The organism is Vibrio diazotrophicus, assembly GCF_038452265.1.
In the GTDB taxonomy this organism is placed as follows: domain Bacteria; phylum Pseudomonadota; class Gammaproteobacteria; order Enterobacterales; family Vibrionaceae; genus Vibrio; species Vibrio diazotrophicus.
Genome location: NZ_CP151842.1, coordinates 2830308 through 2855080, shown reverse-complemented (window position 1 = coordinate 2855080; position 24773 = coordinate 2830308). Strand labels below are relative to the sequence as shown.

Below are 24773 nucleotides of genomic sequence, written 5' to 3'. Positions count from 1 at the left end.
CTAATCCTATAATTCTTGTTCTATATTAACTGGATAGTAATTATTATAATGTAAATATGTTAAGTTCATTCTTCCTTTTGTTACGTTATCTAACATTAATCCTGTGAAGAGGCTAATTACTGATATTACACCTATACTGCTAGCTAGAATAGCTGTTGGGACTCGTTCAACTAAACCAGTATCTATGAAATCTATCACTACAGGTATTCCTAAAATCATAGAGACAGTAATTAAAAAAATGGAAAGAATAGAAAAGAAAAATAATGGTTTAATATCCCTAATTAGATAGATTATAAATGATAATATTTTTAATCCATCAGAATACGTTCTTAATTTGCTTTTAGTACCTTCTGGTCTTGAGTTATAGTTTGTTGGAACCTCAGCTATAGGTATTTTATGGTGTAATGCGTGAACTGCGAGTTCTGTTTCTATTTGAAATCCATCACTTATAATTGGAACCGTTTTTACAAATCGTTTACTCATTACACGATATCCAGAAAAAACATCTGTCAATGATGATTTAAACACTTTATTTATAAGAATAGAAAAGGCTTTGTTTCCTAGTATATGACCTTTAGGATAAGCTTCTTGTCGTTGTGATCGGGTACCTATTACCATATCCAGTTGATTATTTAATAAAGTTTCAATTAGTGTTGAAACAACAGTATGATCGTAGGTAGCATCACCATCGGCCATTACATATAGATCAGCATCTATATCAGAAAACATCCTACGTACAACTTCACCTTTACCTTGTCTTGTTTCTTTTCTTACTATTGCTCCTTTTTGTCTAGCCTCTTCAACAGTGTTATCAGTAGAGTTATTATCGTAAACATAAATTTTGGCTGTTGGTAGCTGTGCTTTAAAACCATTCACTGTTCTTCCAATAGCTCCTTCTTCATTAAAGCAAGGTAAAAGAACTGCTATCTTTAAATTATGAATATCCATTTTATTACCTTTTCAACTCATAGACAGAGAAACCATCTTTATTTTCTATCATAGGTATCAGCCATTTAGGTGGGTTTCCAGAAATTAATTTATTGATTAGGCTGTTTTCAGATGCTCCTTTTAATATGAATTTGTTTTGATTTTCATTTTTATTAAATATAAATATATCTACTTTATTTTCAATTAGGTTTTTTAGAGTGTTGTCCTCGTCGTCTGATAATAAGGTTTCAATGAATAATAAGTTACCTCTAATATTTCTATGATATGGCGCGCTAATTATACTATTGCTAGTTAGTGCTAAAATATCAGCACCATCATCCATTGCTGCAAATATTTTTTTGTTTTCTATTTTTAGGTTGTTAATAACTTCTATTATATTGGTTCTATCTTTTTTAAACGTATTATCTTTATCAGATATACTTGAAATATAATTTAGTAATCCTGCTAATATAACAGGTGCTATAAGCAAAGGGATAATTATTCTTACAACAGGAGTTTGGATGTTATTGAAGATTTTTAATCCAACGAATACTTGTAAAGGTATTGATAAGGCTGATGAGAAAAGTATAGTTCTTGTTTGCCAAAAAAATGCTGGGATTAAACTTATACAAAAAACAAGGTAATAGATCTTGTGTTTTTTTTCATTTAACAAAAAAATGGACAGTATAGCTGGAAAAATTGTCCCAATATAAAGCCATTTTGTTGCAATGTTTTCATTGCTTGTTATTTTAGTTAACAGTGGTTGCGCTTCTGTAACATGATTTAGCCAATATTTAGTTAAAGTTTTTGGATAATCATGGAATGGAGGTCTTATTGCTTCTGGAAATATTGAGTAAATAATTCCAATACTTAATAATGATAATAGTGAAAGCATACTTAGCTTTGGTTTATATAATGATAGTTGTAAAGCTATGCCTGCGCCTAAAAAATAAAATAAATGTTCAATGGTTAATTTATCATAGATTTGTATAAATATGTTTTCTATTGGTTCAAGTATAAGGATTCCAATTATTCCATATATAAAGACAAGGAACGATAAATTCTTTATATAAGTTAACTTTCTTAAGTCATTATATAAAGAATATAAAGTGAGTAAGCCTAAGGTTAGGATATAAAACGGCAGAGTTTCTAAACCGATTAGCAAAGATAAAGTAATGCTTAAAGCGCTACCGAAAAGATTTATTTTTCTGTGATAGAATGAGGAGAAGGTTAACAGTATAAATACAGAGAATAACAATATTTGTAAGTTATGGTGATCTATGTGTCCGGGGAGAAATTTGAGTGATGCAACTGAGAAAAAAGTATATGTCGTTGCAAGCTCGGGTTGATTTAATTCGAAGGTGGATTCGCTGATCTTACACAGCACTAGAGAAAGTAAAATCAGATATATGAGGGGGACGATGGTGATAGCTATTTGGATAGCCGTTGTTTCGTCTAGGAAAAGGTAAGTGACGTAATAAACAGCAAGAATTGGAAGATCTGGAATCCTAGACCAATGAATGATTTGTCCATCTTGAGGGTTAAAGTCTTTTAGTGGATGTAGATACCAAGAAGGCATATCGATAAATGTTTTAATCTGGTGAAGGCGCATAAAGTTGTCATTGTCACCTAAGTTCCATTCAGCAACATTTGGATAGCGAATTATGAGTATCGCTAGCGCTAGAATGATACTCAATGTGAGCGCTTCATTACGCTTTACCACTAAAAACAAGTTTCTAACACGATCCAACGTCTGTGCTACCTAAATCATCCCTAATAAAAATAGCGTAGAATACGTAATGAAATTAGCAATTTAGTTTAGCTGTTTTTCTTTTAAATAGTGATCTTGCTAACTTTCGACTTGAAGTTTCTAGATGCTGTATCAGAAAACACCTGCGCTTTACGCCGTCATCGGTTAATATCTGTGCCACGAAATTTTAGTCGGTTGATGGTACGGATGTTAAGAGTCGCAATAAATGGATTCGGGCGAATAGGGCGTAATGTGTTACGCGCTGTTTACGAAAGTGGCAAAGCTCAGCAGATAAAAGTTGTTGCTGTAAATGAGTTGGCTCAGCCTGAGGCTATGGCGCATTTGCTACAGTACGACACCAGTCATGGTCGTTTCGGTAAAAAGATTTCTCACGACCAAGAACATTTATATGTTCATCATGATAATGGTGAGTTTGATAGTATCCGAATTCTTCATTCTCCAGATATCCATCTATTGCCTTGGCGAGATCTAGAAGTAGATATCGTTTTGGATTGCACAGGTGCCTATGGTTCTAAAGCCGATGGTGAAGAACACATTGCTGCTGGAGCCAAAAAGGTACTGTTTTCTCATCCGGGTTCGGCGGATCTTGATAACACCGTTATTTATGGTGTAAACCACGAAACGCTGACAGCTGATCATCATATTGTTTCTAATGGTTCTTGTACCACTAACTGTATTGTCCCGATTATTAAAGTGTTAGATGAAGCCTTTGGTATCGAATCTGGCACGATTACAACGATTCATTCTTCTATGAATGACCAACAAGTGATCGATGCTTACCACAGCGATTTGCGTCGTACCCGATCGGCAAGTCAATCTATTATCCCTGTTGATACAAAATTACATAAAGGGATTGAAAGAATATTTCCGAAATTTTCTAACAAATTTGAGGCGATTTCGGTACGAGTTCCAACAGTAAATGTTACTGCGATGGATTTGAGTGTCACTATTAACGCAAATGTGAAAGTTAATGACGTAAATCAAACCATGATAGAGGCATCTCAGTGTACATTACACGGCATTGTTGACTATACTGAATCACCACTCGTATCCATCGATTTTAATCACGATCCACACAGTGCGATTGTAGATGGCAGCCAAACTCGAGTGAGTAACGGGAATCTAGTGAAGATGCTCGTTTGGTGTGATAACGAGTGGGGATTTGCTAACCGAATGCTTGATACCGCGTTAGCAATGCAGGCTGCAAAGTAGTTACTATTTGGTGGCAAAATTATTTATTTTATAACTTGAAATAAATATCTCGTGCCCCATATTAGTATGCAGTTTATGATTTTACAGGCTCGGCAGGATAGCCGGGCTTACAGAAACTTTTCTTTTTAATATTTGAGAGGACAAACCATGTCTGTAATCAAGATGACTGACCTGGATTTAGCAGGTAAACGTGTATTTATCCGTGCTGACCTAAACGTACCTGTGAAAGATGGCAAAGTGACATCTGATGCACGTATTCTAGCTTCACTACCAACTATCAAACACTGTATTGAAGCTGGCGCTAAAGTAATGGTGACTTCTCACCTAGGTCGTCCAACTGAAGGCGAATATTCGGAAGAGTTCTCTCTATTACCAGTAGTTAACTACCTAAAAGATGCACTAGAGTGCGAAGTAAAACTTGCTAAAGACTACCTAGATGGCCTAGAGCTAAACGCTGGTGAGCTTGTTGTTCTTGAAAACGTTCGCTTTAACAAAGGCGAGAAGAAAAACGAAGAAGAACTATCTAAGAAGTACGCTGCACTATGTGACATTTTCGTAATGGACGCATTCGGTACTGCACACCGTGCTCAAGCTTCAACTCACGGTGTTGGTATGCACGCGCCTGTAGCTTGTGCTGGTCCTCTTCTTGCTGCTGAGCTTGAAGCACTAGGTAAAGCAATGGACAAACCAGAACGTCCACTTGTTGCTATCGTTGGTGGTTCTAAAGTTTCTACTAAACTAACAGTTCTAGAATCTCTTTCTAAAATTGCTGACCAACTTGTTGTTGGTGGTGGCATCGCGAACACATTCATCGCAGCTGCTGGTCACAACGTAGGTAAGTCTCTATACGAAGCAGACCTTATCGAAACAGCTCAAAAACTAATGAAAGAGTGTTCAATCCCAGTTGCTACTGACGTTGCATGTGCGAAAGCATTCGACGAAAACGCAGAAGCTGAAATCAAGAACGTTGCTGATGTTCAAGATGACGACATGATCTTCGACCTAGGTCCAGATTCAACTGCGGCTCTTGCTGAAATCATTGGCAATGCTAAAACTATCCTTTGGAACGGCCCTGTAGGTGTATTCGAGTTCAAGAACTTCGAAGCGGGTACTAAGGGTATTTCAGAAGCTATCGCTAAATCTGCAGGCTTCTCTGTAGCAGGCGGTGGTGACACGCTAGCAGCTATCGACAAGTTCGGTATCAAAGCTGACGTTTCTTACATCTCAACTGGTGGTGGTGCTTTCCTTGAATTCGTTGAAGGTAAAGTACTTCCTGCAGTAGCGATGCTAGAAGAGCGCGCGAAAGCTTAATCATCATGATTTATTAATAAAGCGGAAATTAGTTTTCCGCTTTATTGTTTGCTGCGCAACTAGCTTGGTTCTGTTAAACTTCAAGTGTTGTGAGCAGACGTATGAAAGAATTCAAACTCACCGTTTTTATTTATTAAAACGACAGAAAATAGGATCAAATCCATGTCTAAGATCTTCGATTTCGTAAAACCTGGTGTTATCTCTGGTGATGACGTACAAAAAGTATTTCAAGTAGCTAAAGAGAACGGCTTCGCTCTTCCAGCAGTTAACTGTGTGAACACAGATTCTGTGAACGGCGTACTAGAAGCGGCTTCTAAAGTTAAAGCTCCTGTTATCGTTCAATTTTCTAACGGTGGCGCTGCTTTCTTTGCAGGTAAAGGCGTTAAACTAGAAGGTCAAGGTGCTCAAATTCTTGGCGCTGTAGCTGGTGCAAAATACGTTCACGCTGTTGCTGAGTCTTACGGTGTTCCTGTAATTCTTCACACTGACCACGCTGCTAAGAAACTACTACCTTGGATCGACGGCCTACTAGATGCTGGTGAAGAGTTCTTCGCACAAACTGGTAAGCCACTATTCTCTTCTCACATGCTAGACCTTTCTGAAGAGTCTCTAGAAGAGAACGTTGAAACATGTGCTAAGTACCTAGAGCGCATGGCTAAAATGAACATGACAATCGAGATCGAACTTGGTTGTACTGGTGGTGAAGAAGATGGTGTTGATAACTCAGATATGGATTCTTCTGAGCTATACACTTCTCCTGAAGATGTTGCATACGCATACGAGAAACTAAACGCTGTTAGCCACCGTTTCACTATCGCAGCTTCTTTCGGTAACGTACACGGTGTTTACAAGCCTGGTAACGTTGTTCTTACTCCAACTATCCTACGTGACTCTCAAGCATACGTTTCTGAGAAATTCGGTCTTCCAGCGAACTCTCTAAACTTCGTATTCCACGGTGGTTCTGGTTCAACTGAAGCAGAAATCAAAGAGTCTATCTCTTACGGTGTTATCAAAATGAACATCGATACAGATACACAGTGGGCAACTTGGGACGGTATCCGTCAATACGAAGCAGACAACCACGATTACCTACAAGGTCAAATCGGTAACCCAACTGGTGAAGATGCTCCGAACAAGAAATACTACGATCCACGTGTATGGCTACGCGCTGGTCAAGCTTCTATGGTTAAGCGTCTTGAGCAAGCATTTGCTGACCTTAACGCAGTAGACGTACTGTAATCTAAATTTTTAGATGATTTGCCAAGCCCGCTCAGATGAGCGGGCTTTTTTTCTTGGTAAAGAGACAGAAAAGCTATTTTATTCAAAGCACTGGCACAATGTGAATTTATTGCTTAATCTGATACAGGATCTAAATAGATGGGATAACCTTTTGCTTTGTTGTTTGCAAAAAGCTGACTTTGCAAGAAGTTATACGTCATATCATATAAATCCCACAGTGAGTGAAAAATAGCAGTGCAGATTTGTAATGCCAGACAAGCTCAGTGAGTAAAATAATCGGTTATAAAATATTAAGAGTCTTAGAGGGTAAGAAAGTATGGCTGGTGAATCTTTGGATATAGAAGCGCCAATTACTGATGGATTGAATAAAATGAGTGATTGGCTTAGCAGTAATTCAGATTTATTAATTCAATACGGGGTGAACATTGTTTCGGCAATTCTTATCCTGATCATTGGTAATATCATTGTTAAAGCGGTAGCGGGTAGCGTTGCTAAAGTTCTGCATAAGAAAGAGATGGATAAAGCGGTAGTTGAGTTTATCCATGGCCTTGTTCGTTATGTTCTATTCGTTATTGTTTTAATTGCTGCTTTAGGTCGAGTAGGCGTTGAAACTGCTTCTGTAGTAGCAGTAATCGGTGCGGCTGGTTTAGCTATCGGTTTAGCTCTGCAAGGTTCGCTTTCTAACTTTGCTGCGGGTGTGTTGATTGTTGGATTCCGTCCATTTAAATCAGGTGATTATGTTGAAGTTGCAGGGGTAGCTGGTTCGGTTGAAGCGATTCAAATTTTCCAAACTATTCTAAAAACACCAGACAACAAAATGGTTGTTGTTCCAAACGGTGCAATCATCGGTGGTTCAATTACCAACTATTCCCGTCACGCTACTCGTCGTGTTGATTTAGTGATTGGCGTTTCTTATAAATCGGATCTCCAGTTAACTAAGAAAGTGATCCGTGAAACGCTAGAAAAAGACTCACGTATTCTGAAAGATCCAGACATCACAATTGGTGTATTGGCACTAGCGGATTCTTCAGTGAATTTTGTCGTACGTCCATGGTGTAAAACAGAAGATTATTGGGGTGTTTACTTCGATTCAATGCAAGCAATTAAAGAAGCGTTGGATGCGAACGGTATTGAAATCCCATTCCCACAAATGGATGTTCATCTCAACAAAGTCGATTAATATCGATGATGAATCTAAAAACGGAGGCAATAGCCTCCGTTTTTTATGTCCACATTTTTCACATAGATTTTTCACATAGATTGCTACTTTCTTTAGTTGAACCACTGAGTATAAATACTTTTGGCTAAAGCAAAGGCGATGATAAACATCATGCTTGCTACGATTAAGTCGATGGTTTTCTTTGTCTTAGGTTTGGATAGTACCGGTGCTAACTTGGCTGCTCCGATGGATAATCCATAGAACCAAACAAAAGAAGCAGTCATAGTTCCCAAAGCAAATGCAAGGCGATCGCTTCCTTCAAATTGTCCGCCAATTGAGCCAAGAATAACCACCGTATCTAAATAAAGATGTGGGTTTAATACCGTAACCGCAAGTGCACCTAATATAACCGCCCGTCGGCCTCGTGCCAGTTTTTGAGGTTGGCTTTCTTGTTCGTCAGAACTTTGAAGAGCAGATCGAAGTGAAAGCCAGCCATAAAAAGTCAGAAATGCGATTCCCCCAAGAGTAACAACGGTCAGTAGCGTCTCATTTTGAGAAAGCAGTGCACCACCGCCAAAAATACCTAAAGAAATAAAGAACACATCCATCACGCTGCAAATTGTTGCGGTAGTAAGATGATGGTTTCTTTTAATACCTTGGTTTAGAACATAAGCATTTTGTGCCCCAATGGGGATAATCATTGTCGCACCCAGGCTAAATCCCTGTAGCAATATCCAAAAATTCATAGTCGTTTCTTTAAGGTTTAAGTTAATAAATGTTGCATGAAAAATACGGTATAGATTGATAGAAATAAAACTAATAATATTAATGCGTCATTAGAGGTACTTATGGTGAGATTGTGCGTGGATTAGATTACCGATGGCTTGAAGCTCTAGATCAGATTATCTTGCAAAGAAGTTTTGAGAAAGCTGCTGCCGTATTATGCGTCTCGCAATCAGCGGTCTCACAAAGAATTAAGCAGCTAGAAAAATGGCTTGCTCAGCCTGTACTTGTAAGAGAGAACCCGCCAAGAGTGACACCTGCAGGGCAGAAGTTACTTGGGCTCTATCGTCAGGTTTGTGTTTTAGAGCAGGATATTTTGCCAGATCTAAGCAACGATTTCGGTGAAAAGCCCATTTCGATTTCAATCGCAACTAACGCGGACAGTCTGGCCACATGGCTATTGCCTGCTATTGCGGAGGCAATGAAACAAAGTAATTTGGAAATTCATCTGGTTGTCGATGATGAACGTAGAACACTGGATAAACTTAAGAACGGAGAAGTGATTGGTGCGATCAGCCAGTCATCTAGAACTTTGCCGGGTTGTAACGCAGTTTTGCTCGGTGATATGCCTTACTTGTGTGTCGCATCACCCGATTTTTATCGTCGCTATTTCCCTCAGGGAGTCAGCATACAAACTTTACAAGCGGCACCAGCTGTTGCTTTCGACAGGCAAGACTTCATCAATGAACGCTTTGTTTACGATCATTTTGGTTTTGAAATGGTCAGTGAAGTTAAACACACAGTGGGTAGCTCTGAAGCTTGTGTAAAAGCAGCAGTAGCGGGATTCGGTTATTGCATGATTCCGAAGATCCAAATAGCAGAAGAACTGGAAAAAGGGTTACTCATGGATATCACGCCGGGGATGTATATAGATCAGAAACTTTACTGGCATCATTGGCAGCTAGAAACAGGCAGTTTGAAGAAATGTTCACAGGCTTTGGTTGAGTATGCGAGAAAAAACTTGCCACAGTGAGCATGTCAAGATTGTGTGATTTACATACACAGACGCTGGGACTGAAATATTTTTCATCTATTATTGAGCAATAGGTTTTGAATTAGGGGAATGAAATGAAAGCACTTTCTGTAATAGTTCTAGCGGTATTGAGTATGTTCTCAATGGCTGCACAAGCTCAGGAATTCGACTTTCCGCATGTGGCGACGTCTGGTTATGGTGAAGTTATCGCGACGCCAGATATGGCAGAGTTTTCGGTAAAAGTCGTCGAAATCACAATGAATGCGGAACAAGCGAAAGAGAGTGTCGATAACATAGTCACTTCGTTTATCAAGCGTCTTACTCAAGCAGGTGTCAAAGAGTCTCAAATAACCAGTTCAAACCTCTACTTAACTCCGCAATATCATTATCCAAAAACCGGCAAGCCTGAACTAGTAGGTTATCGTGCCATCAGAAATGTCTCTGTTGAAGTTGATGATTTATCTAAGTTGAACGAGTACTTGGATATCGCCCTGGAAGAGAAGATTAATCAAGTCGACGATATTCAATTAAAAGTCCGTGATGAAGACAAATATCAGCAACAAGCGCGTATGGCTGCAATTAAAGATGCTCAACAGAAAGCACAGTCTTTAGCTGAGGGATTTGGGCGTAAATTAGATGGTGTTTGGCGTATCGACTACAATGCTCCGATGAGAAAAGCGGTACTAACTCGAGCTGCGACATTTAGTGAAGAGTCAGCGGTAAGCAACAGCTACCAAGATTCCACATTGATCATCCGAGATAATGTGAACGTTATCTATAAGCTTGATTAAATAGTAACTTGTTGATAATTATCGTAATAGTATGCGGCGTTCCTAACGTTTTTTATTACGTGTGCTTTTATTTCAGCGCTACTTTTTTATTCAGATTAGCTTCAATGGTGATATAATGCGCGCCTTTGCTTTTGTTGCTAATTGTAAGTCTGGGTTATGAGATATTCTAAAATCATTGTCGCTTTTCTCATAGCCTGTGCCCTTATCACAGCAGGTATCGTCACTTTCTACTCTTATCGATACGATCAAGTTCAAGATACGAGCAATCACCGTTCTATACGTGAAGCGATTAATCAACTCTCATACAGTGAGCAGGAATACCGCAATTTAAGAGATCAGGTTTTTTCGACTATTTCTCTTTTAAGTCACGGACGCAGCGCTTACAACTATGTAGAGTCTCCAAACTTAGTTACTCGTAATCAGCTTCAAATGGCATTGGCGTCAACGGCTAATGGTCAAAAATGGTTTGATGGTATTGGTTTTATTGATGTGAAAGGTGTAGATACTGTCCATGTCGATTACCTGCCAAGTATTCACCGGACCAAAGCGTTAGACGATGTAGTAGACATTTCTCAAACTTCATTTTTTCAATATGCACAATCACTGGCTGAAGATGAAGTTGGGGTATGGGCGGAAGAACTGGCAAGTGATCCGGATACTTTTACCAAACCATACACACCAACGATATTAGTCATATCTCCAGTTTCTGTCCTTGGCGCTCGAAAAGGATATATCGTAATTTCAGTCGATATGTCGATGATGGTTGATAAGCTCAATTACTCCCCGAAAAATGACTTAACGCCAGCTATCGTCGGTAGTAACGGCTATATGGTAACAGGAAAGAACATGTTGCCTTTCTATGGTGATATGACTAATCAATACCATGGATTCGACCTCGCTACCTTCTTCCCTAAAACTTGGGAAGTGATGCAAGCACAAGCATCAGATCACAACTATCTGATGGAAGATATGAATCTTATCGTCTTTAAGCCGATCGATAAGTTTTTTGGTCAGAACATTCATCTGGTTATTCGTTTTACTCCTAAGCAACTCTATGATCGAGCGCGACATGAGCTGAATGATATAGTCAAAGAGGGCTTCTTCGTCTTCATGATCATGTTGGTTTTTGCTTTGCCAACGGTTTCTATGTCACTGCATTATTATCACCGTAATATCGAAAGTAAGCTCGCTCGAGCTGCGTTGGATGGTATGACTGCGGTGATGATTTCAGACAAGTCTCATCAAGTGATCATGGTGAACAGAGAGTTTGAAACCATGATTGGCTTATCCAGCAAAGAGGTTCGCGGTCACAATGCTCTTAAAACCTTACTCAGCCATAATGGCATGGAGTTCATTCTGAATGTACTTGAGCAAGTTGATCAGAATAATCTTTGGGAGGGAGAGGTTGAGTGTGTTACACCAGAAGGTCAGTTACTGACAACCATAATGCGTATTCAGGCAATCATAGAAGCAGGAAAAGTCAGTTACTACATTACTTCTATAGTCGATATTACCGAGCGAAAAGAGCTGGAGAATAGGCTTAGAGAATTGAGTGAGAAAGATTCACTTACTCATCTCTGGAATCGCCGAAAATTCGAAAGAGAGCTAACGCTACAGACTCAACTAGTAGAGCGATACCCAGATGATTATTCGGTCTGCTTGTGCTTAATTGATATTGACTACTTTAAGCGTGTCAATGATGAGCAGGGACATGATCAGGGTGACAAAGTGATCGTAAAAGTCTCAGATGTTCTCTCGGAAAAACTTAGAGTGACAGATTTTCTTGCTCGTATCGGCGGAGAAGAGTTTGCAGTGATCATGCCTCATACTTCAACTCCAGAGGCGCAGTTGGTTGTTGAACGTTTAAGACAAGCCATTGAGTTAGACGAAAGTCTAGCTATTACTATAAGTGCCGGTATTTCCGACCTTTCTCAAGACAGCACTCGCTCTTATAAATGTGCGGATATTGCTCTCTATGAGTCTAAAACTCTTGGTAGAAATCAAGTTTCTCTCTGTCTGACGACAGATGAGGTTGCTTGATGTCACGTTTTTATTACGAATCGACTAAAGTCTAATTTAATTTTTTACTTGAGCTAAACTGTACAATAAGTAAACTGTTGTTTTTTTCATCAGTAGTGATCCGGTTTTCCTATTTATGGTTTTTACTCAGCTCGGCTCAGTAAAAAGAAGGAAGCTAAAACACTCTGGCAACATGAGGCAGGGTATGGTTAATCATTTTCTAGTGAGGCTGACAATTAGCGCTTTATTGGTGCTGGGAATAAAATTAAGCGCGCTTTATTTTCTTCCAATGGTGTTACTACTTAACACTCACCATAAAGAGTTTTTTGGTTGGTAGACCTTTACGAATAACGATAAAAAATAATTAAAAAAGCCGAAGCATCTGCTCCGGCTTTTTAGTATCAAATTTGGGTTCTAATTAAAGAACATGTACAGATGCAGTGTTAGTAGTACCTGAAGCAACGAGTGCACCAGAAACCATAACAATGATATCGCCTTTCTTGCCTAAGCCAGAAGATAGCGCGATTTCTTTACCTTGACGGTAGAAGTCATCAGTACTTTCGTAAGCATCAACAACCACTGGAGTAACACCTTTAGAAAGAACAAGCTGTGCAGCAGTCTTAGCGTTAGTTGTTACAGCAATGATGTTCGCTGTTGGGAAGTATTTACGAACTGAACGAGCAGATTTACCAGCTTCAGTTGCAACAACAATAAGTGGAGCAGCTAGTTTCTCAGCAGTATCTACAGCGCCTTTACATACCGCTTCAGTGATACGTAGACGTGGGCTGTCTAGACGAGAACCTAGTTCAGCTTTAAGTACAGAGTCAGTACGTTTAGCGATTTGCGCCATGATAGTTACCGCTTCAACAGGGTATTTACCTTTTGCTGTTTCGCCAGAAAGCATTACTGCGTCAGTACCGTCCATGATTGCGTTCGCAACGTCACCCGCTTCTGCACGAGTTGGACGAGGGTTTTTGATCATAGAATCAAGCATTTGAGTTGCAGTGATTACAACTTTACGTGCACGGTTACATTTCTCGATCATCATCTTCTGAGCGAAGATTACTTCTTCAGCTGGAATTTCAACACCTAGGTCGCCACGTGCAACCATGATGCCGTCAGATAGCTCAAGGATCTCATCAAAATTGTCCACACCTTCTTGGTTTTCAATTTTAGAGATGATTTGGATGTTTTCGCCGCCGTTTGCAGCAAGAACTTCGCGGATTTCTTTTACATCAGAAGCTTTACGGATGAAAGAGGCTGCTACGAAGTCAACGCCTTGCTCACAACCAAACTTAAGGTCGCCTTTATCTTTTTCAGATAGAGCTGGTAGGTTTACTGAAACGCCAGGTAGGTTAACACCTTTGTTTTCGCCTAGTGCGCCGTTGTTTAGAACTTTACAGATAACGTCAGTATCAGTTGTAGAAACAACTTCCATCTCGATTAGACCGTCATCAACAAGGATAGTGTTACCTGCGCTTAAGTCTTTTGCGAAACCTGCGTAAGTTACTGCTACTTTGTCTTTGTTACCAACTACAGAAGTATCAGTTGTAAAAGTGAACTCTTGACCAGCAACTAGATCAACATCATCACCGTTTTCTAGTTTGATAGTACGGATTTCTGGACCTTTAGTATCCAAAAGGATTGCTAGTTGTTTACCAGTGTTTTCCATAACTTTACGGAAGTTAGCGATACGAGTACCGTGCTCTACGAAGTCTCCGTGAGAAAAGTTAAGGCGCATTACGTTCATGCCTGCATTAACAAGTTCTGTTAATTTTTCTACAGATTCAGTTTTAGGGCCAATCGTACATACGATTTTGGTCTTTTTCATGGAAGAGTCTCTCCGGTGAATATTATCAATTTGAAAGTTAATATATAGCTTAAGAATGGCCTCGATGGCGGCAAATTTATCTCTTCGTTACCACATTTCTTTCTCGAGTACAGCTCACTCCAAAACTGAAAGTCTTACAACAGGTTTAGTCATTTTATGACTACCTATTGAGGGCGTATTATCATTTTTATGTGATCTATGTCACCATGATTGGTGAAAATTACAAAAGTATCACACACCATTCTGTAATTTTTTTTCTTTAGGGTGCGAATTCTAACACCTAATCATTACAATATCACTGCTTAAGAATTGTCTTAGGACAAGGTTTTAGCCAGAAATATTAATTTTTTAGATCGAAATAAATAGACACAAAAGTTTCGTTTTGAATATAATAACTTTCGTTTCGTAACTTGTTCTTGTGGATATCATGTCAAAACGTAATACTCAGCTAAGAAGGCACACGATTGTTAACCTAGTTAACCAATTAGGTGAAGTCAGTGTTGAAGAGTTATCTACTCAGTTTGAAACTTCAGAAGTCACTATTAGAAAGGATTTGGCATCATTAGAACAGAATGGCCTATTACTACGTCGTTATGGTGGCGCGATTGCTTTGCCTAAAGAAGTTGTGAATGACGAACTGAACTCAAAAGTTTCAGTTCGAAAGGAAGCGTTAGCAAAAGCCGCTGCAAAACTGATTCGAGACCATAACCGTATTGTAATTGATAGCGGAAGTACAACCGCGGCACTGATTAACCAGCTCAATGATAAGCATGGGTTAATCGTCATGACCAACTCTTTGAATGTCGCGAATGCGCTAAATGAGCTTGAAAGTGAACCTACACTGCTCATGACTGGTGGCACTTGGGATACACATTCGGAGTCATTCCAAGGCAAAGTGGCTGAATCTGTTCTTCGTTCCTATGATTTTGATCAGTTGTTCATCGGTGCGGATGGCATCGACCTCGAACGTGGGACTTCGACATTTAATGAATTGGTCGGTTTAAGCAAGGTCATGGCTGAAGTTTCCAGAGAAGTGGTCGTTATGGTCGAGTCCGACAAAGTCGGCAGAAAGATCCCGAACTTAGAACTGCCATGGGACGACATTGACGTTCTGGTAACCGATAAAGGGTTGTCTGACGAACTGGTTGCAAAAATAGAATCTCATCAGGTTCGAGTGATTCGAGCCTAGACTGGGTCATTGAGACCCGCAAAAATTTAAATCCGCCTCTACTTTAAGGCTTTGCTTGCAGCCGTAGAGTGCACTAGATAAAAAAGAAATTGGAGTAATAACATGTGTGGAATTGTTGGCGCTGTTGCGCAGCGTGATGTAGCTGAAATTCTGGTAGAAGGTTTACGTCGTCTAGAGTATCGCGGCTACGACTCAGCAGGTGTTGCAGTTGTTGATGCTCAGAGCAACCTGACGCGCATTCGCCGCCTAGGCAAGGTTCAGGAGTTGGCTGATGCTGTGAACTCTGAACAAGTGGTTGGTGGTACAGGTATCGCGCATACTCGCTGGGCAACTCACGGTGTTCCTTCTGAAGTGAATGCTCACCCACATGTGTCTGGTGATATTGCTGTTGTTCACAACGGTATTATCGAAAACCACGAAGAGCTTCGTACTCTGCTTCAAGAACGTGGTTACGTATTCGTTTCTCAAACCGACACAGAAGTAATTGCTCACCTTGTTGAATGGGAACTTCGTACTTCAGAAACACTTTTAGAAGCACTACAAAAAACAGCATCTCAATTAGAAGGTGCATACGGTACTGTTGCGCTTGATCGTAAAGATCCTAGCCGTATCGTTGTTGCTCGTTCTGGTAGCCCGATTGTTATTGGTTTGGGTATTGGTGAAAACTTCCTAGCTTCTGACCAACTTGCGCTTCTAAGTGTAACCCGTCGCTTCATGTTCCTTGAAGAAGGTGATGTGGCTGAAATTACTCGTCGTGACGTCACTATTTACGATCAAGTGGGCAAGCTGGTTGAGCGTGAAGTGATTGAATCAAACATCGAACACGATGCGGGTGATAAAGGTCAATACCGTCACTTCATGCAAAAAGAGATCTTCGAGCAACCAATGGCGCTGAAAAGCACGATGGAAGGCCGAATCACACATAACTCCGTGATCACAGAAAGCATTGGTGTGAATGCGGTTGAGATTCTTAAGAAGGTTGAACACGTTCAAATCATCGCGTGTGGTACTTCGTACAACTCTGGTATGGCGGCACGTTACTGGTTTGAAGATATCGCTGGCGTTAGTTGTGACGTAGAGATCGCTTCTGAGTTCCGTTACCGTAACTTTGTGACTCGTCCAAACAGCTTGCTAATTACGCTTTCTCAATCAGGTGAAACGGCAGACACACTAGCTGCGCTACGTATTGCTAAAGAGAAAGGCTACATGGCAGCGATGACAATCTGTAACGTATCTGGCTCTTCTCTAGTTCGTGAATCTGACATTGCATTCATGACTCGCGCAGGAACTGAAATTGGTGTGGCTTCAACCAAAGCTTTTACTACTCAACTTGCAGCAATGTTGATGCTTGTTACCGCGATTGGTAAAGAACAAGGCCGCGTTGATGCAGCTAAAGAAGCAGAAATTGTTGAAGCGATTCATGCTCTTCCAGTTCAAATCGAAAGTGCATTAGCATTTGATAAGCAGATTGAAGCTCTAGCGGAAGATTTTGCTGATAAGCACCACACACTGTTCCTAGGTCGCGGTGAGTACTACCCAATCGCTATGGAAGCGGCGCTGAAGCTAAAAGAGATCTCTTACATTCATGCTGAAGCTTATGCGGCGGGTGAATTAAAACATGGTCCATTGGCTTTGATTGACGCAGATATGCCAGTTGTAGTTATCGCGCCAAACAACGATTTGCTTGAAAAGCTAAAATCAAACGTTGAAGAAGTACGCGCTCGTGGTGGTCTGCTGTATGTATTTGCAGATGAAAAAGCAGGCTTTGAAGCGGACGATACTTTGAAAATCATTCCAATGCCGCACGTCAGCGAAATCACAGCACCAATTTTCTACACAGTGCCAATGCAGCTACTTTCTTACCACGTAGCACTAATTAAAGGTACTGACGTTGACCAACCTCGTAACCTAGCTAAAGCGGTGACGGTTGAATAACGACTTGATGACAAGTTTAACAGTCATCTGATAGAAACTTAGTGATAGCTGATTTCTAGAGTTTGTGGCCGAGGTCAAGCGTATTTTGACTTCGGCCATTTTTGATCTGTTTAGAATTTATTGTAGAGAACACAAAACAAACTTACTCCTCTATTAGGCGGAAAGAAGTAAGGAGGGACTCATCGAAGAGATATTAATAAGTAGCCTAGAACCATCAATATCAGCTTTAGTATTCAGCTATCAGCACACAAACCTATCTTCCCCATTTAAAGTTAACCAACCAGATTTTTTATAATTGTTATATAAATCAATAACTAGATGATTATGGCTATAGTTATTATTAAAACAACTCTTATTATGAAAATGATTCTCATTTATTTTCTGGCGTGGTAAGGTGAGCGCAATATAGGCAACAATTAACTTACTCTTTTACTCATGTACCAACTTGTCGATACGTCTTTCCAAATCGATGGTAAGACAATTCTTTTTCCTACCAACCTCACTTTTTCGTCGGGAAAGGTGACAACGCTTCTTGGTCATAACGGGTGTGGTAAATCAACGTTGGTGAAACTTCTTAGTCGACAAAATCCACCAACTAGCGGACAGGTTTTATTTAATCAACAACCAGTCTCGTCATTTTCAAACTTAGAATTTTCTCATCAGGTTGCGTATCTTCCTCAGCATCCACCGTTAACGGATGGAGTGACAGTGCGAGAGCTGGTTTGTTTCGGCCGTTATCCTTGGAAAGGTGCATTTGGACGTTATGGAAAAGAAGATTATGAAATTGTAGATCAGGCGATTGAGAAAGTGGGGTTAACTCCGTTTGTCGATCGTTTTGTTGCAACTTTGTCTGGAGGTGAAAGGCAAAGAGCTTGGGTTGCGATGTTACTAGCGCAGCAAACCCAGTGTATTTTGCTTGATGAACCAACTTCGGCTCTCGACGTCGCTCATCAACATGAGTTGTTGGCTTTGATTCGAGAGCTTAATCAAACCTTGGGATTAACCGTGATCATGGTACTGCATGATGTGAACATGGCGGCGAAGTTTAGCGATCACCTCATAGCATTCCATTCCGGAAAAATTATTGCTTCAGGATCCCCTCAAGAGCTCATGACTCCTGACACATTAATGAAAATATACGGTATGGAATTAGCGATCTTTGATAATCCGAGCACCGGAAACCCAATCAGTTATATTCCGTAAACAAAAAGGAACCCGCTGTGAAAAAACTCATATTAATGCTTACGACAGCATTAACATTCAATAGCTACGCTTTCGACGTTACACATGAAATGGGGACGGCCTCTTTTGCAACAACACCCAACAAAGTTGTTGCGTTAGATTGGGCATTGACTGAAACCGTATTAAGTTTAGGCGTTGAACTTGAAGGGGTTGCAGATACTGATGGCTATCAGGAATGGGTGGTGAAGCCCAGTTTAAACTCTGATGCGATAAATGTCGGTTCACGCCGCGAACCGAACTTAGAGTTGCTAACAGAGATTAAGCCTGACGTTATCTTAATTAGTAAACACATGGCTGCCGCTTATGAGCAACTGAACAAGATTGCGCCCGTCCTCGTTTACAGTGTTTACAGTGAAGAGAAGCAACCTATAGAGTCAGCAAAATCTATTACGACCTCTTTGGGTAAGCTGTTTGGCAAAGAGCAGCAAGCTCAACAAGTCATAGCAGAGACAATAGAGCGTTTAGAAAACAACGGCAAAAAGATCGCTTCGGCTGGTAAAGCTGATAAACCGCTTCTGTTTGCGCGCTTTATTAACGACAAAACACTTCGTATTCATAGCCAAGGTTCGTTAGCACAAGACACGATTCAAGCGATGGGCTTGAAAAATGATTGGCAAGAGCAAACGAATCTTTGGGGATTTACCACCGCAGGAACAGAGAAGTTAGCGGAACATCAAAAGTCTAACGTAATGATTTTCGGCCCTTTAAAAGAAGAACAACGTAATCAGCTCATGCAATCTCCTCTTTGGCAAGCAATGGAGTTTACACGTACAAACTCGGTTTACGAACTTCCTGCGATTTGGACGTTTGGTGGTCTGATCGCAGCACAAAGATTTAGTGATCACATTACTGAGCAACTTATCCAGCATTAATGAATACCACCTTAAAGACCGCGAACCCGACCAACGGTCGATTAACTATCAAAGCAGCAACCTTGTTAAGCGTTGCTGCTTTAATCATTGGAACTCTTATCCAAGTGACTGCTCCTTATTCACAAGGAATAGGGCTCATCTTGGATACGATTTTCCATTTTGACTCAGAAAACTATCAGCACTTAATCACTTATTTGACCTATTTACCAAGGTTGTCGGTTGCGATTATTTGTGGCTTTGCACTCGCTGTTGCAGGTTGTGTGATGCAGTTTGTGCTGCGTAATCCCATTGTTTCCCCGACAACATTAGGTGTGGCAGCGGGGGCAGAGCTTGGTATGGTTTTAGGCCTTCTGCTAATTCCTGCCCACTTTGTGATTCCGGCATTTATTCCCGCTTTTGTGGGGGGCTGTCTATCGACGCTTTTAGTCTTCGCGCTCAGTTCTGTAAGAGGTTTTTCACCCCTGCATATGGTATTAGCCGGTATGGTGGTCAGTCTGTTCTTGGGTTCATTAAACACAATGTTGCTCATGCTTCATGAACAGAGGTTAACCAGTATTTTTGTGTGGGGTGCAGGGGCACTCAACCAAAATGATTGGTCGAGTACGCAAGTATTGTTGCCTTTAGTTTTTCTGCCAGTGCTGTTGCTTTTGATTCTACAACGTCCGCTGTCCGCGCTGCAGTTTGGTGATGATGTTGCTACTTCCTTGGGTATCAATATCAAACAGATCAAGTTGATGTGCTTATCGTTAGCGATATTTATTACAGCGTCAGTGGTTAGTGAAGTAGGGTTGATAGGTTTTGTTGGCATCGTTGCACCTGCTATTGCGAGAATGCTTGGCGTCAGAGAACTTGCCAAGCAGATTATGGTTAGCGGCGGGATAGGAAGCTTAATCTTGCTTACCGTCGATTTAGTCAGTCAGCCTTTGTCGGGTGTGGGTGGTGAGCTTGTGCCTACTGGTGCAATGACAGCATTGATTGGTGCGCCATTTTTATTGTGGTTACTGCAACGTACTAAGCTTCAATCCGATCTTAAGGCTCGCAGTGAAAGCATAGTGAATTACAAGTTAGTTGAGGCGCGAAATACGTTGCTTACGTTGACGTGTGCGGTGATCTTGGTTTCTTTTTTCGCTGTTGTCATTGGTAAGAACCAGTTCGGTTGGAGTTTTGGGTTTAATCAATCACTGTTTGAACTGCGCGCTCCCCGAGTTCTGGTGGCTTTGATTGCTGGTATTGGATTAGCCTTTGCCGGCACGATTATTCAACGTATATCTCAGAACCCAATGGCAAGTCCTGAAGTGTTAGGAATTAGTTCTGGTGCTGCGTTAACCCTTGTTTTAGGCTCTTTGCTTGGTGTTGCTGCCACTCGAGAACAGCAAATGTTGCTGGGTACTTTAGGTGCAGTGTCGGTGACCGCTATTGTTTGGTTGATGGGCCGTAAGCACAACTTCGCGCCTACGCAAACACTATTGACTGGTATTGCATTGAGCGCGGGCTTAGATGCGCTACTCAGAATTACGATGAGTTCCGGTCATGATAATGCCGCCGCTCTGTTGACTTGGTTGTCGGGCTCTACTTACTTAGTTTCTCATAACGATGTTCTTCTATTAGCTATTGGTGTGGCTTTTATCGGAATCATTGCATTATCACTTAATCGTTGGATTGATCTTATTGGTCTGGGTGAAGTCACTGTTAGTAGCTTAGGGATCAACGCAATGGTTGTGCGGCTAGTGCTGTTGCTTTTGGTCGCGGCTTTAACAACTTTATGTACCATAGTGATTGGGCCATTGAGTTTTATTGGCTTATTAGCTCCACATATGGCGCGTTCACTTCACCATTTCCGAGCGATACCCCAAATGCTTACTGCTGCATTGCTTGGTGGAATCATTATGGTTTTAGCCGATTGGATCGGACGAGTGGTTTGGTTTCCTTGGCAGTTCCCGGCTGGTTTACTTGCATCCTTGATTGGTGGTGGGTACTTCCTCTATCTCATGCGACGTTAACAAAATAATTGTTTTTTGGTTTCAAAAAGACGATTGATAGTAATTGAAGGCGTTTATATTTATGATTTGGTTAACGAATTTATCGACTATTAACCCATGAAACAGACAGCAATTACTAAGCTTCAGCAAGACTTATTGATAAAAGTGGTCGCTAAACTGAAAGTTGAACAAGCGAAAGTCGGCGACAGTTTGAATGAATCTTTGTTGGCGCAGCAGTTCGCAGTATCGAGAACTCCCCTGCGTGCCGTTCTTGTGCATATGTCAACATTAGGTATCACAAAGGCCGTTCCTTATAAGGGTTTTGTGTTACAAGTCGACGCTCAATCGATTGAAATTGAAGGTGATCAAGAAGAGTCTAATCAGGAGCAGCTCTATCTGAGATTGTTAATTGATCTTTTCTTTGGCGAAATCGAAACTGCGTTCTCTGAAAAAGAACTTCAAGAACGTTATCAATCTAATCGTGGAGAGGTACAGAGCGTACTTCGCTTATTGGAAAACGATGGTATTTTGCGTCGTAGTCCTGGATATAAGTGGTACCTCGATGGTGTTCTAAACACACTTGAAAGACATTCAGAAAGCTATCGATGTCGATTGATTTTTGAACCTGCGGGTTTACTTGAACCGAGCTGGACACTCGATCTAAATGGATTAGAAAATTGTCGTGATCGGCATGTTAAAGCTATTCAAAATCCAAAGTCAGTCACTTCAAGTGAGTTGTTTCGTCTAAGCGCAGATTTCCATGAGTTACTCGCGGCTTGTTCTGGCAATCGTTTTCTACTTGGCAATATGCAGCAACACAATCGTATGCGTAAAGCCTCGGATCTAGTGTCGATGCATTTTCAATCTTCGGTCAGTAAGTCTTGTCAACGTCGTCTAGAGATCATCAATCTAGTACTGGAAGGTAACAACCTAGAAGCCTCCAACAAATTGGCTCAGCTATTGGAAAATGACATTCGTGTCATGCAACGCACCTATAACCATATCGTGAATCTCTCTCAATCAGAGCGTGAAAAGCTCGTTCGTAGTATTGCGGACAACAACATTTAACGGCGTAGGCTGCTGATTAAAGGCAGCTTACATCGGTCTTATTTTTCTCTTCACTAAACCAATTATCGTCTGTTAGGGGCGAGCAACCGCTGTAGTTTTTTCTATTAACCTCACTTTACTCGATAGCCAATTGCACAAAAGGAAATAATTCTCATTAACCAATTGAGTTTTCGCCGCAAAAATACAATAATAATGATTCTCATTTATGGTTGGTTAAAACAATTTCGTGCTCGAACGTTAAATTGAGCAGCTTTATATTGATAAACAAAGAGAAAATAATGAAAGCGAGTAAAAGGAAGTTTCCTCTGTCTACTATTGCGTTAGCAATAGCTTCTGTCACTACAGTGTTTACAGCCCAAGCACAACAGATCACAACACAAGAGAAAATGGTGGTGGTCTCTAATCGCACTCCTAAAGCGATCAGCGATATTCCTGGCACGGTTTGGTATATCGATGCTGAGAAAATAGAACAGGAGTACCGAGGTGGTAAGACTTTGGGGGACATTTTAGCTTCGGCGATTCCATCACTCGATGTCAGCAGTGGCGCACGTACCAACTTTGGTCAAAACTTACGTGGACGTGCAATGCTCGTGATTATCGACGGTGTTTCGTTGCAATCATCACGTCAAATCAGTCGCCAACTAGACTCGATTGATCCATTTAATATTGATCGTATTGAAGTGCTCTCAGGAGCAACCTCTATTTATGGTGCAGGTGCTTCTGGCGGTGTGATTAATATCATTACTAAAAAAGCACAAAGTGAAGAGCTGGAATTTGAATCGTTTGTGGGGGGCACATCGGGGCTCAACTCTAGTGAAGACTTTGATTACAAGGTGGCTCAATCGATTTCAGGTGGTAATGAAACCGTTCAAGCTCGTTCCTCTGTCGTTTATACCGAAACTCAGGGAGTCTTTGATAGCAATGGTACGATTGCGACTCCTGATATCTCACAAGGGTCATTGCAGTTTAACCAGACCGTAGATTTTCTAACCACCGTAGGTATCAACGTTTCGGAAACCAAGAAAGTGAACTTGCTGGCTCAATATTACGATAGCCAACAAGATTCGCCGTATGGTCTTTACATTGTTGGCCGTGATTTTGTTGATGTTCGTAATGGTTTTGATTCTGACCGCGAACATGGAACTGAACGCATTATGCTCAGTGCTTCTTATATTGATGAACAAGTTCTTGGCCATCAGTTGATCGCGGAAGCGTCTTACCGTAAAGAAGATCAAACTTTCACTCCTTACTACCAATCTTCAGGTCAACAAATTACAGATGTTGTTTCTCTTAAGGCTGTTTTGGCTAAGAATTTCGATAAGTTCAATATCGTCTATGGTATTGATGCTTATCAAGATAAGCTCGAAAGTAACCAAGCTCTTTATGATTCAACGATTGCGAATGATTCCGGTAATTTGATCAATCGAACTTCTGCTCAAGTAGGCCGTTACCCAGGCGTTGAAGTTAGCTCTGTTGCTGGCTTTGTACAAGCAGACTATTCACTGACGGATGATTGGATTGTTGAAGGCGGTGTTCGTTATCAATACATCTCGAACAAGATTGATGACTTCGTCGGATACAACCAACAGAAGAAAATTGCGTCCGGCAGTGGCTTAACCGCTGATGCCGTTCCGGGGGGAGAAACAGACTACACGGTAGCGCTATTCAATTTAGGTACGGTATACAGTCTGAACACCGATTCTGAGATTTGGGCAAACTTCTCTCAGGGATTTGATCTGGCTGATCCTGCTAAATACTACGGTCAGGGTGATTACACTTTAGTGGGTGATCACTGGCAGCTTAACGAGAGCATCAACGTCAATGACTCAAAAATGTTCGGAATTAAGACCAACAGTTTTGAGCTGGGTTACCGCTTAGATAAAGGCGATTTCAATCTGCAAACTGCGGCCTACTACTCTCAGTCAGACAAAAACGTTACTTACAACAAAACAACCATGCTAATCGAAACACTTGAAGACAAGAAACGTGTTTACGGTCTTGAAGCAATGGCGTCTTTGTGGGTACATGAGAATGTTCAACTCGGTGCTTCTGGTCATTATGTTGTTTCTGAAGTGAAAGGAGACAAAGGCTGGGAAGATTATGATGCCGGTTATGCAAGCACTTCTAAGGCGAATGCTTGGGTTGGCTGGTACGACTCTGATCTAGCTGTCAAGCTGCAAAGCCAAACGATGTTTGATTATGAAGATGCATCAAACAATAAGCTGGATGGTTACACCCTGTTTGATCTAGTCGGCAGCTATAAGTTTCCAGTTGGTAGTTTAGGCTTTGGTATTCAAAACTTACTTGATAAAGACTACACCACAGCTTGGGGACAACGGGCGCAAATTGTTTACTCTGCACACTATGATTCAGCAGCATACGATTATAAAGGCCGTGGGCGAACGTACACACTTAACTACCAAGTTAAGTTCTAAACGACACGGTAAAAACAAAACAGCCACGTTATTGTGG

The 24773-nt window shown here is 40.9% G+C and carries 18 protein-coding genes; 14 read left to right on the top strand and 4 right to left on the bottom strand.

The window, feature by feature from the left end; genetic code table 11:
• Positions 1 to 6: 6 nt before the first annotated feature.
• Together AAGA51_RS13125 and AAGA51_RS13120 are read right to left on the bottom strand one after the other, a co-directional pair.
• Positions 7 to 942, bottom strand: coding sequence for a glycosyltransferase family 2 protein (locus tag AAGA51_RS13125; protein ID WP_042480799.1), 936 nt, complete (start codon positions 940 to 942; stop codon positions 7 to 9).
• Between the two features lie 10 nt (positions 943 to 952).
• The gene (locus tag AAGA51_RS13120; protein WP_042480728.1) at positions 953 to 2677 is read right to left on the bottom strand and encodes a hypothetical protein; all 1725 of its coding nucleotides are present in this window, start codon (positions 2675 to 2677) and stop codon (positions 953 to 955) included.
• Positions 2678 to 2884: 207 nt separating this feature from the next.
• Between AAGA51_RS13120 and epd the strand changes: the two genes are divergently transcribed.
• The 4 genes from epd (at position 2885) to mscS (ending at position 7640) form a co-directional block, all read left to right on the top strand.
• Positions 2885 to 3910 (top strand): erythrose-4-phosphate dehydrogenase, encoded by a 1026-nt coding sequence (gene epd / locus AAGA51_RS13115; RefSeq protein WP_042480725.1) that lies wholly within the window; start codon positions 2885 to 2887, stop codon positions 3908 to 3910.
• Between the two features lie 147 nt (positions 3911 to 4057).
• The gene (locus AAGA51_RS13110) at positions 4058 to 5221 is read left to right on the top strand and encodes a phosphoglycerate kinase (RefSeq protein ID WP_042480722.1); all 1164 of its coding nucleotides are present in this window, start codon (positions 4058 to 4060) and stop codon (positions 5219 to 5221) included.
• 162 nt (positions 5222 to 5383) lie between these two features.
• Positions 5384 to 6460 (top strand): class II fructose-bisphosphate aldolase, encoded by a 1077-nt coding sequence (fbaA, locus tag AAGA51_RS13105; RefSeq protein ID WP_042480718.1) that lies wholly within the window; start codon positions 5384 to 5386, stop codon positions 6458 to 6460.
• Positions 6461 to 6776: 316 nt separating this feature from the next.
• A complete protein-coding gene (gene mscS / locus AAGA51_RS13100; RefSeq protein WP_042480715.1) occupies positions 6777 to 7640 on the top strand; it encodes a small-conductance mechanosensitive channel MscS in 864 nt (287 codons plus the stop codon).
• Between the two features lie 92 nt (positions 7641 to 7732).
• Here the strand turns inward: mscS and AAGA51_RS13095 are convergent, their stop codons facing one another.
• Positions 7733 to 8365: a LysE/ArgO family amino acid transporter gene (locus AAGA51_RS13095; protein WP_042480712.1), complete on the bottom strand. Its 633-nt coding sequence runs from the start codon at positions 8363 to 8365 to the stop codon at positions 7733 to 7735.
• 113 nt (positions 8366 to 8478) lie between these two features.
• Here AAGA51_RS13095 and AAGA51_RS13090 point away from each other — a divergent pair, with 113 nt between their 5' ends.
• From AAGA51_RS13090 to AAGA51_RS13080, 3 genes are all read left to right on the top strand, one after another.
• The gene (locus AAGA51_RS13090) at positions 8479 to 9375 is read left to right on the top strand and encodes a LysR family transcriptional regulator ArgP (RefSeq protein WP_042480709.1); all 897 of its coding nucleotides are present in this window, start codon (positions 8479 to 8481) and stop codon (positions 9373 to 9375) included.
• Positions 9376 to 9470: 95 nt separating this feature from the next.
• Positions 9471 to 10166: an oxidative stress defense protein gene (locus AAGA51_RS13085; RefSeq protein WP_042480706.1), complete on the top strand. Its 696-nt coding sequence runs from the start codon at positions 9471 to 9473 to the stop codon at positions 10164 to 10166.
• A 156-nt stretch (positions 10167 to 10322) separates the two neighbouring features.
• Positions 10323 to 12206 (top strand): sensor domain-containing diguanylate cyclase, encoded by a 1884-nt coding sequence (locus AAGA51_RS13080; protein ID WP_042480702.1) that lies wholly within the window; start codon positions 10323 to 10325, stop codon positions 12204 to 12206.
• A gap of 397 nt (positions 12207 to 12603) precedes the next feature.
• Here AAGA51_RS13080 and pykF read toward each other — a convergent pair whose 3' ends face one another.
• The gene (pykF, locus tag AAGA51_RS13075; protein WP_042480699.1) at positions 12604 to 14016 is read right to left on the bottom strand and encodes a pyruvate kinase PykF; all 1413 of its coding nucleotides are present in this window, start codon (positions 14014 to 14016) and stop codon (positions 12604 to 12606) included.
• 427 nt (positions 14017 to 14443) lie between these two features.
• Between pykF and AAGA51_RS13070 the strand changes: the two genes are divergently transcribed.
• From AAGA51_RS13070 to AAGA51_RS13040, 7 genes are all read left to right on the top strand, one after another.
• Complete coding sequence (locus AAGA51_RS13070; RefSeq protein WP_042480695.1) at positions 14444 to 15205, top strand: DeoR/GlpR family DNA-binding transcription regulator; 762 nt, start codon at positions 14444 to 14446, stop codon at positions 15203 to 15205.
• 102 nt (positions 15206 to 15307) lie between these two features.
• Positions 15308 to 17140 carry a glutamine--fructose-6-phosphate transaminase (isomerizing) gene (gene glmS, locus AAGA51_RS13065; protein ID WP_042480693.1) on the top strand — a complete coding sequence of 611 codons (1833 nt, stop codon included), beginning with the start codon at positions 15308 to 15310 and terminating at the stop codon, positions 17138 to 17140.
• 435 nt (positions 17141 to 17575) lie between these two features.
• Complete coding sequence (locus tag AAGA51_RS13060; RefSeq protein ID WP_042480689.1) at positions 17576 to 18343, top strand: ABC transporter ATP-binding protein; 768 nt, start codon at positions 17576 to 17578, stop codon at positions 18341 to 18343.
• 17 nt (positions 18344 to 18360) lie between these two features.
• On the top strand, positions 18361 to 19254 hold the full coding sequence (locus AAGA51_RS13055) for an iron-siderophore ABC transporter substrate-binding protein (protein ID WP_042480684.1): 894 nt from the start codon (positions 18361 to 18363) through the stop codon (positions 19252 to 19254).
• Positions 19254 to 21254, top strand: coding sequence for a Fe(3+)-hydroxamate ABC transporter permease FhuB (gene fhuB / locus AAGA51_RS13050; protein ID WP_042480681.1), 2001 nt, complete (start codon positions 19254 to 19256; stop codon positions 21252 to 21254). Before AAGA51_RS13055 ends, fhuB begins: the two co-directional genes overlap by 1 nt.
• 96 nt (positions 21255 to 21350) lie before the next feature.
• Positions 21351 to 22301, top strand: a complete 951-nt coding sequence (locus tag AAGA51_RS13045) for an FCD domain-containing protein (RefSeq protein ID WP_042480678.1) — start codon at positions 21351 to 21353, stop codon at positions 22299 to 22301.
• A gap of 278 nt (positions 22302 to 22579) precedes the next feature.
• Entirely contained in the window at positions 22580 to 24736 is a 2157-nt protein-coding gene (locus tag AAGA51_RS13040) for a TonB-dependent receptor (RefSeq protein WP_042480676.1), read from the top strand.
• The last annotated feature ends 37 nt before the right edge of the window (positions 24737 to 24773 follow it).